The sequence below is a fragment of the Carboxydocella sp. ULO1 genome (genome assembly GCF_002049255.1).
Taxonomy (GTDB): domain Bacteria; phylum Bacillota.
Map to the genome: position 1 here is coordinate 59,939 of NZ_BDLQ01000022.1, position 11,472 is coordinate 71,410.

General features: G+C 50.0%; 14 protein-coding genes. 1 reads left to right on the forward strand and 13 read right to left on the reverse strand.

Features of this window, described 5'->3' with window-relative positions:
- From ULO1_RS05045 to ULO1_RS05085, 10 genes are all read right to left on the reverse strand, one after another.
- A partial coding sequence (locus ULO1_RS05045) for a histidine kinase dimerization/phospho-acceptor domain-containing protein (RefSeq protein WP_200806935.1) occupies positions 1 to 1,116 on the reverse strand: 1,116 nt, incomplete at its 3' end.
- A complete protein-coding gene (locus tag ULO1_RS05050) occupies positions 1,116 to 1,814 on the reverse strand; it encodes a DUF5714 domain-containing protein (RefSeq protein ID WP_079933093.1) in 699 nt (232 codons plus the stop codon). The genes ULO1_RS05045 and ULO1_RS05050, both read right to left, overlap by 1 nt.
- Positions 1,815 to 1,972: 158 nt before the next feature.
- Positions 1,973 to 2,653 carry a redox-sensing transcriptional repressor Rex gene (locus ULO1_RS05055; RefSeq protein WP_078665099.1) on the reverse strand — a complete coding sequence of 227 codons (681 nt, stop codon included), beginning with the start codon at positions 2,651 to 2,653 and terminating at the stop codon, positions 1,973 to 1,975.
- Positions 2,654 to 2,779: 126 nt separating this feature from the next.
- Complete coding sequence (locus ULO1_RS05060; RefSeq protein ID WP_079933094.1) at positions 2,780 to 3,067, reverse strand: hypothetical protein; 288 nt, start codon at positions 3,065 to 3,067, stop codon at positions 2,780 to 2,782.
- Positions 3,068 to 3,080: 13 nt separating this feature from the next.
- Complete coding sequence (locus ULO1_RS05065) at positions 3,081 to 3,275, reverse strand: 4Fe-4S dicluster domain-containing protein (protein WP_159071839.1); 195 nt, start codon at positions 3,273 to 3,275, stop codon at positions 3,081 to 3,083.
- A gap of 80 nt (positions 3,276 to 3,355) precedes the next feature.
- A complete protein-coding gene (locus ULO1_RS05070) occupies positions 3,356 to 4,126 on the reverse strand; it encodes a helix-turn-helix domain-containing protein (protein ID WP_078665102.1) in 771 nt (256 codons plus the stop codon).
- A 110-nt stretch (positions 4,127 to 4,236) separates the two neighbouring features.
- Positions 4,237 to 5,526, reverse strand: coding sequence for a thioredoxin-disulfide reductase (gene trxB / locus ULO1_RS05075; protein WP_079933096.1), 1,290 nt, complete (start codon positions 5,524 to 5,526; stop codon positions 4,237 to 4,239).
- 109 nt (positions 5,527 to 5,635) lie between these two features.
- Positions 5,636 to 5,791 (reverse strand): hypothetical protein, encoded by a 156-nt coding sequence (locus tag ULO1_RS14685; RefSeq protein WP_159071838.1) that lies wholly within the window; start codon positions 5,789 to 5,791, stop codon positions 5,636 to 5,638.
- A gap of 22 nt (positions 5,792 to 5,813) precedes the next feature.
- Positions 5,814 to 7,166, reverse strand: coding sequence for a radical SAM/SPASM domain-containing protein (locus ULO1_RS05080; protein WP_079933097.1), 1,353 nt, complete (start codon positions 7,164 to 7,166; stop codon positions 5,814 to 5,816).
- 185 nt (positions 7,167 to 7,351) lie between these two features.
- Positions 7,352 to 7,987: a methyltransferase domain-containing protein gene (locus ULO1_RS05085; RefSeq protein WP_078665105.1), complete on the reverse strand. Its 636-nt coding sequence runs from the start codon at positions 7,985 to 7,987 to the stop codon at positions 7,352 to 7,354.
- 120 nt (positions 7,988 to 8,107) lie between these two features.
- Here ULO1_RS05085 and ULO1_RS05090 point away from each other — a divergent pair, with 120 nt between their 5' ends.
- Positions 8,108 to 8,614, forward strand: coding sequence for a hypothetical protein (locus ULO1_RS05090; protein ID WP_079933098.1), 507 nt, complete (start codon positions 8,108 to 8,110; stop codon positions 8,612 to 8,614).
- 2 nt (positions 8,615 to 8,616) lie between these two features.
- On the opposite strand, the gene ULO1_RS05095 is transcribed toward ULO1_RS05090, so the two are convergent.
- The 3 genes from ULO1_RS05095 to ULO1_RS05105 form a co-directional block, all read right to left on the reverse strand.
- Positions 8,617 to 9,135, reverse strand: a complete 519-nt coding sequence (locus tag ULO1_RS05095; protein WP_079933099.1) for a YhcN/YlaJ family sporulation lipoprotein — start codon at positions 9,133 to 9,135, stop codon at positions 8,617 to 8,619.
- A gap of 555 nt (positions 9,136 to 9,690) precedes the next feature.
- The gene (locus tag ULO1_RS05100) at positions 9,691 to 10,704 is read right to left on the reverse strand and encodes an alpha-hydroxy-acid oxidizing protein (protein WP_079933100.1); all 1,014 of its coding nucleotides are present in this window, start codon (positions 10,702 to 10,704) and stop codon (positions 9,691 to 9,693) included.
- Positions 10,705 to 10,728: 24 nt separating this feature from the next.
- Entirely contained in the window at positions 10,729 to 11,439 is a 711-nt protein-coding gene (locus ULO1_RS05105) for a FadR/GntR family transcriptional regulator (RefSeq protein ID WP_078665109.1), read from the reverse strand.
- Positions 11,440 to 11,472 lie beyond the last annotated feature (33 nt).

Here is an 11,472-nt window from a genome sequence, read left to right on the forward strand (position 1 = left end):
TTTACGGGATAAAGCAAGGCCCAGCCCGTAACCGCCGGGTTTGTCCGATTCCATTAGTCCTTCCATTTGCAGTACTTTTTCGCCGAAACCCGGTCCGCGGTCAAAAATGTCTACCCACAACCAGTCTTTTTCTTCTCTAAATTTTACCACCAGCGCTTCCTCTTTTCTTCCCATGACCTGCCAGGCGTTCTGCAGCAGATTTAACAGGACATGACGCAAGGCTTCGCCGTTTGCTAATACCCTGGCCTCTTGCTTGTCCATTTCCACAATCAGGCGTTCCGGCCCGTACTTCCATGCCAGTTCCTCGAATATTTCCTTTATATAAATAGGCTCAACCGGCAAAATTCCGCTCCTGGTATAGGTCAGTAAAATAGCGGCAAACTCCTCAAGACGCCCGCTTTCTTCAACAATGCTCTGTAAATATTCCCTTTTTTCCGGATCAGACTCATCCATTAACAGCAGTTGTCCCAATCCTTTGACCGCAGCCACGGGATTTCGCACTTCATGGGCAATACCCGCCATGAGCAAACCAATTTCAGCCAGTTTTTCTTTTTTTATATCCTCTTTTTCTTTTTGCAACAAATTCCAGGACATCAACACAAACCCCAGACTAATCCCCAGGCTGGCAATTAGCTGCCAGTAGGACACCCTGCGCAGGCTTTGGGCTGTAATAGGTTCAAACACAATCTGCAACCCTTTTACCCGCGGTCTGTGTTCGCCACTGTTTCCTTCCCCCTCGCCGTCAATCCCGGGCAAGTGAACAGGAACCCAGACCACAAGCCCCTGTTCACCTGGTTCCACATGGGGCAATTTCTCTAACTTTAATGGCCTGGGGTCAATACTGCCTGCTCGTGCCAGCGCCTTTAACTCCCGGTTATATACGACCAATCCGGCTATTTCCCGCTGGCCAACAATACTTAACAACACCTCATCGAGTTTAACTGGGCCGGATTGACGCAAGCGGTTTTCCACTTGCCAGGCCACTCCGGCTCCCCGTTCCAAATAAATAGACCGAATATGTTCCTCAGTTTGTGCAAATTGGCGCAAACCGAAGAAAAATAAAGTGGCAGCCATAATGGCGACCACCAGCAATAAATAACGTTGAACTTTCGTCATCATTTATCCCCCCAAAAGGGACACTGCCGTCCCAGACACTGGCGATTGCGGGAAAAATAACGACATTTCCAGTCAGCAGCCGCGGGCAGTTCCACCTGCAAAAAGCGGGCAATGGCTTCCCTCCCGGCTGCCAGGGCCAGCATGGTACAGCGTTTGCAACAACGGGGGCCGCCGGTATCCGCCATTTTCTCTAAAGCCATAGCAGTTGCCCGGTTCGCCCAGGACCACTCTTCCCTTTTCAACGGTGTCGCTCCTGTCAGCACGGAGACAGCAATGCCCACACCGACCCCGGCTCCACAAGCGCCAAAGTAGCCGCAATGTCCACCTGGTACCCTGCTACCCCGTTTGATAGCCTCTTTCACCAGGGCCTCCTTTTCCTCCAGGCCCAGTAAATTAGCCGTTACCGCTACCAGTACCGCTGGCACCAGGGCATGATGTTCCGGTCCATGCATAGCAACCGTGGGGTGTTGCATTAAAAATTCCGCCAGGATTTCAGGCACTGTTTCTGAGGATTTCAGAGTTGTTTCCCGGATCACCCCCAGGGCATCCAGGCCATGGCAACGGTTACAGAGATAGTGCCCGTTAGGACAAGTTATAGCATTCATTTCCTTTTCCCCACAGAAAACACAGGTCTGTTCAACTGTCTGGTCATTATATATCAAGGGCTGACCACAGACAAAACAGGCATCTCTTTGCACAGGTTATTTCCTCCTCTTTTTTTCATCCTGTTCCCTGGACCAGGGAACCTCACAGGCGCCCCCCGCTCAACCGCCGCCAGTACCGCTCTTGGGGAGCATCCATAAAATAAAGAGAACCAGCAAGATGCCCGGAATCAGTTCCAAAAATTTTTCCAAATCTACCCCTCCTTACGCCGACGACTGATGACAAAGCCGGCCGGGCTAGTGCTATTAGCTTCTTTTTCAAGAAAATAGGCCAGGTTTTGCAGTTCCAGGGTCAAATCGGCATAGGCAACCCTCACTGTAGGCGGCAATTGCAGGGCAATAGGAGCAAAGTTCAAAATCCCCCTCACCCCGGCCAGTACCAGTTTTTCAGCCGCCCGCTGGGCCTGATCCTTGGGAACCGCCAGTACCGCCAGCTCCACTCCCATGCCAGCAACTATCTCCTCCATCTTTTCCATGGGATAGATCGGAATTCCCTCTACCGATTGACCGATTTTCTCCGGATCAGTATCAAAATATGCCACCACCCGGTGATTATCCAGAAAATGCTGGTGATATTTGCCAATTCCTAGCCCCAGGTTGCCAGCGCCAACGATTACTAATGCTCGGGGTTTGTCCGCCCCCATCATTTTGCGGATGGAATGGCGCAACTGGCTGACATAGTAACCTACCCCTCGATGACCGAATTCCCCCAGATAGGACAAATCTTTCCGCACCAGCGTATCAGCAATGCCCAGGCGATCCCCTAGTTCCTTAGATGAAACAGTTAATACCCCCATTTCCTCCAGATAGCCCAGACAGCGGGCATAGAGATTGAGTCGTCGGACTACTAGTTCCGGAATCTCTTTATTTTTCATACCGCTCACCCTCCATTGTGAATAAAGGCGGGTGCAAGCACCCTACTACCCCCTTAGGGTATATTATAGCAGATTGTACCGCTTCAATACAAGAGCCGGATCGCAGAAACAGCGTTGCCAGACGGTTTACATTGCCGCCCAGGCTTTCTGTTTTTTCCGCCAGAATCCGCCCCTTTCAGGGCAAATTTGATCATACCAGGCATCATGCCCATCATCCGGCTTAAAGGCATTTCCATACTGAATAGATGCAATTGTGACAAAAAGTGCGATCCAGAGCATAATTAATACCGCCACAGTTTGGGCAATAATTTCTTTCACATTCGCGGCCTGCAGGTTTTCCTTTTCCAGAACCATAAAAAATTTGGGCCGCAGGTAATCGCCCAGGATGGCGGCACAATCACTGCATTCCAGCACAGTGCTTCCCCCTTTACACCAACCGGATAGCCTGATAAGGGCAATTGGTAATACATTTGCCACAGCCTACACACATGGGATCGACAAAACGAAAATCGTCTTCATCTTCCCTTACAATAGCATAGGCAGGGCATTGTTCCGCGGGAGGGCAGCTCTGACAGTTTTTACAAATAGCAGGATCAAGAAAGGCCCTTTTTGTCGAAGACATCTTCTCCCTCCACCCTACCCTGATAGGGTATATTCTAATCAAATTATATTGTACAAGTTTTTCGCTGTCAATAAGAAAATTCATTCATCCAACCGTGATTTCCGATAGAGCTGAATGAAATTAAGAATAAAACGGATTTCTTTTTCTGTCATATGACAGATCTGGCGCAGGATAGCCTGCACATTTTCTTCCTGTAACAGTTCTCGCAATTGCGGGCTGAAGGTTGTGATAATTTCCTCCGGTTTCTCATTATCCATGACAAAATAACAGGGCGATACCCCCAGTACCTGGGCAATTCGCTCAATGGTGCGGAAAGAGGGCTGGACTTTTCCCTGTTCAATCTGGGCGATCATCCCAGCAGAAATCCCTGCCGCACCAGCCAGAGCCGCCTGGGTCAAGCCCTGTTCTTCCCGCAGCATGCGCACTTTCAGACCTAAAGCGGCATTTTCATTGAGAAGTGTAGGTACACTCACTTCCAGCACCTGGGCCAGACGCCGCATGGTACTCACTGCCGGTATTACTTTATCCTTTTCAACCTCGCTGATATAGGCCGGAGATAACCCCACCTTTAGCGCCAGTTCTGTTACCGTCCAGCCCTTATTCTTACGGGCCAGCCTTACCCGGTCCCCAAAAGTCAGGCCTTCATCATCCTGGGAAATGTCTACTATCTCCTCACGGGGTACATTCAAGGCACTGGCAATACGCCCCAGGGTTTTCAGTGAAGGCTTTTTCGCTCCCCGTTCTATTTCGCTCAAATAGGAAGGGGATAACCCGGCTTTTGCAGCAAAATCCACCAGGTTATAGCCGCGGGCTTCCCGTAATTCCCGAATTTTGTTGCCATTAATCTGCATCCTCTCTCCCACCCTTTTCGCCAACTTTATATATATTACGTAACTAGTTTACTACTGTTGCTGGTTGGCGTCAATAAAAAAGCTGCAGTTAAGCACTGCAGCTATCTTTCTTAACCTCTGGCTTTTTCCATCAGGTATTTCTCCGCCATGATACCGGCAATAGCTCCATCAGCAGCAGCTGTAATCACCTGGCGGAATTTTTTCACCCGTACATCCCCGGCAGCAAAAACTCCAGGCAGATTGGCCTCCATATCTTCATTGGCTTGAATATAACCCCATTCATTCATTTCTACCTGGCCTTTAAACCAGTGGGTCCGGGGCTGGGTGCCAATATAGACGAATACCCCATTGGCAGGAATATCAGTAAGCTCTCCAGTTTTTACATTTTCCACTGTAACTGAAGTGAGATGTCCTTCTCCGTTAACTTTCCGTACTTCTGAATCCCACACCACTTTAATCTGCGGGTGGTTAAGGGCCTCCTCCTGAGCAATTTTGGAAGCCTGGAAGTGATCAAACTGGTGCACAATAGTAACCTGTTTGGCAAAGCGGGTCAGAAATACCGCTTCTTCTACTGCTGAGTTTCCACCTCCGACAACAATTACATTATCCGCATCCTGATACATAGCCCCATCACAGGTAGCACAGTAGTGAACACCCCGGCCTCTGAATTCTTCTTCCCCTTCAGCCGGCAGTTTTCGCGGTTCCGCCCCGGTAGCGATAATCACTGTCTTGGCGTAATACTCGGTATCTTCTGTACGCACATATTTTCTTTCTCCAGTCAGATCCACCTGGAAAATCTCCTTGAGGTCATGAATTTCCACTCCAAAGGATTTGGCCTGGTTGACCATGTTTTGCATCAATTCGCTACCCCGCACCGTGCCAGGAGTACCGGGATAGTTGGCAATGTGGAAAGTGGTAGCCGCCTGGCCACCTGGCAATCCTTCGTCAACCAGCACAGTGTGCAGTTTGGCCCGGCCGGCATATATGGACGCTGAAAGTCCAGCAGGACCACCGCCCAGGATCAGAACATCACACTCTACCTTGGCCAAACCACCTTCCCTGACACGGGGCCCGGTGATTTCTTCCACAGCCAGGCGCAATTGAGGTTTTGAGATATATCCCGTCAATCGCTTGCCTGCTTCTTCCCCGTTCTTGAAAAACAATACAGTCGGGCTGCCTTTCACTCCCAGCTGATTGGCCAGTTCCCGGTTGCCCTGGCGATAGATTTTCACAAATTTCATCATAGAACCATATTGTTCAGCGATCCGTTCATAACTGGGAGCCAGATATGCACAGGGCGGACAATCTGTGGAATAAAAATCAACTGCTACCGGCAGTTCACTGTGCAATACCTCAGACTCAAATTCAGCTGCACTGATCTCTTTTACAAATTCACTCATTTTTCTTCCTCCTTATACCCCGTATAGGTATTTCCCTGACCTTATTCTACCATTCCGCTCAGCTTACTGTCAACAAAATTTTTGCTTCAAAAAAATTAAAGCCACCTGATCAGGTGGCCTGTTCCAGTTTTCCTAATGCCCGCTCTAATAAACTGCAATCTTCACAACCTGCAGCTGGCCCACCACCCCGGCATTTTTGCAAACAATAGCGGGCCGCCTGCACCAGAATACCCCGTTCCGCTTCCGTCAGCACTACCTGTGGCACAGGTCTCACCTCCGGACTTAGTTTACCCCAGTTTATCCCGGTAATATTCTAAACCAAGGGTATAAAGTTCTTTAATCGGTCTGCAGTCCGGTGCCTGAACCTTGCCAGTTCGACTCCAGGCTACCGCCCCGCATCCCCCGCCGCAAACATGGGCTACGGCACAATCCCGACACTCTGGGATTGTCAGCACATTCCGGGTTTGCCAGGGTCTGACGGCTTCCTGGTCATATATCACTTCCGGCCAGAAAGTGCCCAGCCGATGCTCCGCGCGACCGGCAGTGGCGGTACAACCATAAATATAGCCGTGCAGATCAAAAACCCATTCTTTTTTGGCTGCAGGACAGGTATCAAAAGCCGGTACCAGCATTTCTCCGTTTTCTATCAGGTAACGGATGCCTTTGAAATCCGGCTGATGGAATTTTTGCAAGAGGGGTTCTTTTTTAGCCAGAGCGGCATAAGCAGCCCACATTTCCAGGCGGTTGAACAAATGCTGGGGCCTGGCGTAGCAATCATAAAGTTCATAATTTCTTCCCAGCTGAGTTTTAAACTGGCCAGGAGACAAATCCAACCAGCCCTGTTCCTCCAGATAACGCACCAGGGGCAAGAGGGAAGGTAAATTTTCTTTGTCTACTACTACCCGGAAATTGATGGGGAAACCAGCCGCTACCGCTGCCCTAATTCCTCTCATTATTTCAGCAAAAGTACCCCGACCATCAGCTGTACCCCGACGGGCATCGTGAACTTCCTGGGGCCCATCGATAGTCACCTGGATTTCTTTGATCCTTACCCCACTGGCCTGGAATAATGGAACAAACTGCTCCAGGTCGTACCCATTGGTTACGGCAGCCAGTTCGAAATCATTAGTCTTTGCCTGACGAGCAATATAATCAATAATTTCCAGTTGTCGGGGGCTGGCAATCAGCGGCTCACCGCCAAAGAGAGTAATAAAAGGCCTTGATTGTTCCTGGCCAAATTTACTGCTGATATGTTGAAAAAAAGCATCCACAACTTCTTTAGTGACTAATTCTCCCTCTTTCATGCCCTGCTGAAAACAGTAGGTACAGGCCAGGTTACAGGCATAGGTAGGCACAAACAAAATATGGGTGGGAGAAGTGGCTAATTCCTGCTGAAATTCCCCATATTTATCAGCCAGCAACAGGCTTTCACTGGTGGCATCAGGTAGGATATAACCTCTGTCCTGCAGATAACTCAATAATTCCGGTCCTACCTCTTCCCAGCGACCAGCTGCCGCGGCTTCCAGCTGCGCTCCTTCCTCCGCTGTAGCAAAATCCACCAGCCCCATGAGCGCATTGACCAGGGCATATTCCTTGCCCTCGAACAAAGGCAAAATCAGGTTATATTTACTCCAGTACATGCTTGCCCTCCTTGACGGCAAGCAGCCGACAGGACAGCTTAGCTGTCACTGCCGGCTCCTGCCTTAAACTGGATTAGTCGTGGCAACCAGCCACCACTTTGGATTGTTTGGAACAGCACTGAGCCAGGTTCAGGGCTCCGCTGCAGCACTTTTTCTCCTGTTTTTTGGTTACAGGACGCATAATGTCACCTCCCTTCCCTGCCTTTACTGGCACGCAGGGTCAAACTAGCAAAAGGATACCCGTTCTTCAGGTATTCTCGCCGTTTGAGGATAACTATTTGCTGGAAACCAGCCGCCTCAATGGCTGCCAGATATTCCTCTTCCGTAATGGCTCCTCCCCAGCAATCGGCCCAGGCCTGTGGATCCTGTTTTACTTCCTCCGGCAGTGGTACCAGCGAGACAGCATCACTGATTACCATTCTGCCTCCCGGCTTCAGAACCCGGGCGATTTCCCGGTAGGCCCGAAATTTATCGTGGACATGGTTAATCACACAGTTGCTGAGCACACAGTCAAAAGTTGCCTCCGGAAAAGGCAGCCGGGTCAGGTCACCTTGAATAAATTCACATTCCTCTGCTTTCTCCTCCTGGCGGGCAGCTGCTCGCGCCTGTTCCAGCATGGCTGGAGTCAAATCCAGACCAACCGCTTTGCCTCCTGGCCTGACCAGGTCTACAGCCCGCAGCACATCAGCACCACGACCGCAACCAAGGTCCAGTACCCACTCCCCTGGTTGTAAATCAGCCAGCTCCAGATTGGAACCACAGCTCAGATTGGAGCAAGCTGTTGCTTCTCTGGTATAACGCTGAATGATTTCTTTCTCCATACCGTTACCCCCTCCGGGTATCAACAGCTATATTATAACATTTTTTCGCTGAAAATGTCAAAAGCGATTTTAATTTTTGGACATACTAATAGTGTAAATCCGGACAAGGAGGTTAGTCCTATGCGCCAAATTCGTTTTATTATCTTAATTGTATTGCTGATGCCTGTACTTTTTGCCTGTACCCCCCAGCGCAAGCCCAAACCAGCCGAACCACCACCTCTGGCCCAGCTGCCCACGCCAGTAGAAGACTTGCCCCTGGATATTATGGGTACTGCTGATGCCTACGCACGGGCGATCGCCAAAAACCAGCTGGATAAAGCCAAAAAAATGAGCAGTCCCGCCAACCGCCGCTGGCTGGAGGTTAATTATCCGGCTGCCCTGCAAAAAATAGCGCGCCAGTATAAAATAGGAACAATCCGCTTCAATCGCGCTGATTTTGAAGCGGCTTTACTGGAAGGAGATTCCTATGAGCGGCTGGTGGTAACCCACAGTCTCTTTTTCCCCATTGGACCAGCAGGCACAGGTCAAGTCTACCTTAAGTTTCGTATAACTAAAGTGGGTAAAAAATATCTAGTCCAGTCCACTGAGTTACTGAGCAAACTCCCCACCCCACCACCAGGTCAATAAGTTCAGGATTTGATCTGATTTAATTCACTGGCAAAGTCTGCTGCCATCCGTCCCTGACGAATGGCAGCAGCTATTTTTTGCAATCTGGCCCGGTTTTCCGGGCTACTGGTTATGATCACCTCTTGCCAGCCGGGTTCCTGTTCCTTAACTATCTTCCTGATTTCCTGCTCGCTTTCCGGCGTCAGTTCAGGAACAGCGATATAGATCCGGTTATGCCAGATAACTACCACCGGTTGTTCTATCCCCGGTTTTTTTGCCAGGAATTGTTCCCAGGCGGCAGCAGCCTGAGCCCCATCAGCCGGAGTGGCCGGAGCCTTCCCCGCAGTACCTGCTCTCCCCAGGGGATGAGGCGGCAGGGGCAGCTGAGGTGCCGGATTTTCCGGTCTCAATCCCACTTTTCGCTGAGGTTGCTGCAGCAGGTTTTCTGCCCCTCGCGGTAATCCCGCATCACGGTAAAGATAAAAAAAGGCAAGGCCAGTAAATAGAATTAGCGCTAAAAAGAGGGGTAAACCCTTTTTCATTGTCAGTCCTCCTTGTTCCTTTTGTGTTTTATTTTAACCGCAACTACCCACTGTCAACTCATACGAGTCTTTTCAGCATGCCCTAATAAATACAAAAAAACGTGGGCTGGGATTCGCATAATGGGTATTCTGGTAGGATGAGGCATCACGCCGAAATCCTTCAGCCTTTTGGTTACGACAATGGCAGCAACTATTTCGCCTTACTCATCGTCGTAATATTAATAATTTGAGATGAGTTAAAACACAGGTATAGGAACACTTTCTCCAGAACTGCCGCATTACGGATGTTAAATAGCGACGGAATGTCTCGCTTTAATACCTTATCCACTACATCTTCCCGTAGCATCCTCTGGGCATAATAATCGTCTTTCGACAAGGCAAGTTCAGGGAAACCGCCTACCGTCAGATAACTGAAAATGCTTCTGTATAATTTATCTTTTATCCATCATAATGATAATTATACTTTATATTTTTATGCAAATTATATAACTTGTATTTACTTTTTTGTCTAAAAAACAAAACCGGAAACGCCCTCTGCGCTTCCGGTCTTGTTTTTTAGAACAGGATTTCCCGCTTTACATTTTTAACCGAGGCAGTTCCGGTCAAAAGCATAGTCTGAACCAGTTCGCCTTTCATTTTGTTGAGCAGGAAGGCAACTCCTTCCTGACCGCCCCCAAAAGCTCCCACTACCAGAGGACGGCCTACCAGAACGGCATCTGCCCCCAGGGCCAGCAGTTTCAGGACATCGGCCCCGCTGCGTACTCCCCCATCTGCAAAAATCAGCACTTTGCCCTTGACCCGGCTGGCGATTTCCGGCAATACTTCGGCAGCTCCCGGTGTGAAATCCAGTACCCTTCCACCATGATTGGAAACTACTATGGCTTTAGCTCCTGCCTCCACAGCCATTTCTGCCTCTTCCGGAGTCATGATGCCCTTGAGAATGAAGGGCAATGTTGTAGCCTGTACCAGCTCTTTGATTTCCACCAGGGTTTTGGGGCCTACCGGTTGCCCTTTGAGGGCCATGGTGATCAGGCCAGCGCCATCTATATCCACACCAACAGCCAGCGCCCCGGCTGCCTCTGCCTGGCGGATGCGCTTGATGATTTCCTCCTGGGCCCGCGGTTTGATAATGGCAATGCCTTTCCCCTGGTGTCTGGCAATGGCTTTCAGGCCGCTGTCATACATGGTCGGGTCAGCTCCATCCCCGCTCATGCCCAGCGTACCGGCTTGCAACGACCCGGCAATAATATACTCGATAAATTCTTCCTCGGTTAACTGGCCACCCATATTATAAGGAGTGCCGGTCATGGGTGCTGCCAGTACTGGTAGGGCCAGTTTTTCTCCCCATAGCTCCATGGTAGTATCTGGCTCTTTAACTTCATGAATAGTCCGCATGTTGAAGCGATAGGCTGCCAGGGCCTCCAGATTGGCTCGAAAAGCACTACCAGTGCCCAGACCTCCCATCCCTGGCACTTCACCGGCACAGGCCCGCCCATCACAAACCGGACAAACCCGGCAATAGCCCTGTAATTTTTCCCTGGCGTTTTTTCTGATAGCTGCCAAGTCCATTTTTCTTCCCCTCCAGTCTAGCAATTATTCTTTGATCTTTTTGGCCAGTTCCGCCTCAGCAAAAAGGAGATGATCCAGCATGGCCCGCTCCGCCGCCTGGGGCTGTTTGTTCCGGATGGCATCATAAATGCGGCGGTGCTGTTCCATTAGCTTTTCCCCGTTTCCCGGAGTCAGGAACAACTGCTTGCGGGCCGCTACTATTGCACTGTGAAAGGAGTCGGAAATAGTGCGCATCAATCGCACCAGCCAACCGTTATGGGTGGCTTCGGCAATGGCATAATGAAAGGCGGTATCACTAACTTCCCCTTTCTCGAAATCTGCCACATTATCTTCCATCTGTTTCAGCGCTTCTTCTATCTTCTGGATTTCCTCCGGTGTAGCCCGTTCCGCAGCCAAACGCGCTGCCGCCGTTTCGAATATTTTCCGCACTTCATAAATTTCAAAGAAATTGCCCCGCTCGATGGAGAGAAACATGGCCAGGGGCTGGATGATGGCGTCACTACAGGCTTCCCGCACAAAGGTGCCCTCACCGGTGCGTATTTCCACAAAACCCATCATTTCCAGGGCTCTGAGGGCTTCCCTCACCGAAGCCCGGCTGACTTGCAGTTTTTCCGCTAATTCCCGTTCGGACAGGAGTTTATCTCCCGGTTTCAAATCGCCTTCCGCCATCAAATCCCTGATCTGTTCGACAATTTCCTCATATATTTTTTTGGGCTTGATAGGCCGAAATTCCATAACTTTACCCCCTGCAAGAACAGAATATTAAAA

What these genes read in the sequence shown, in the direction of transcription:
- ULO1_RS05055 (WP_078665099.1), bottom strand. Translation starts at nt 2,653, where the DNA reads ATGAAAAATAAAGAGATTCCGGAACTAGTAGTCCGACGACTCAATCTC.
- ULO1_RS05065 (WP_159071839.1), bottom strand. Translation starts at nt 3,275, where the DNA reads ATGTCTTCGACAAAAAGGGCCTTTCTTGATCCTGCTATTTGTAAAAAC.
- ULO1_RS05100 (WP_079933100.1), bottom strand. Translation starts at nt 10,704, where the DNA reads ATGGACTTGGCAGCTATCAGAAAAAACGCCAGGGAAAAATTACAGGGC.
- ULO1_RS05080 (WP_079933097.1), bottom strand. Translation starts at nt 7,166, where the DNA reads ATGTACTGGAGTAAATATAACCTGATTTTGCCTTTGTTCGAGGGCAAG.
- ULO1_RS05105 (WP_078665109.1), bottom strand. Translation starts at nt 11,439, where the DNA reads ATGGAATTTCGGCCTATCAAGCCCAAAAAAATATATGAGGAAATTGTC.
- ULO1_RS05090 (WP_079933098.1), top strand. Translation starts at nt 8,108, where the DNA reads ATGCGCCAAATTCGTTTTATTATCTTAATTGTATTGCTGATGCCTGTA.
- ULO1_RS05095 (WP_079933099.1), bottom strand. Translation starts at nt 9,135, where the DNA reads ATGAAAAAGGGTTTACCCCTCTTTTTAGCGCTAATTCTATTTACTGGC.
- ULO1_RS05085 (WP_078665105.1), bottom strand. Translation starts at nt 7,987, where the DNA reads ATGGAGAAAGAAATCATTCAGCGTTATACCAGAGAAGCAACAGCTTGC.
- ULO1_RS05070 (WP_078665102.1), bottom strand. Translation starts at nt 4,126, where the DNA reads ATGCAGATTAATGGCAACAAAATTCGGGAATTACGGGAAGCCCGCGGC.
- trxB (WP_079933096.1), bottom strand. Translation starts at nt 5,526, where the DNA reads ATGAGTGAATTTGTAAAAGAGATCAGTGCAGCTGAATTTGAGTCTGAG.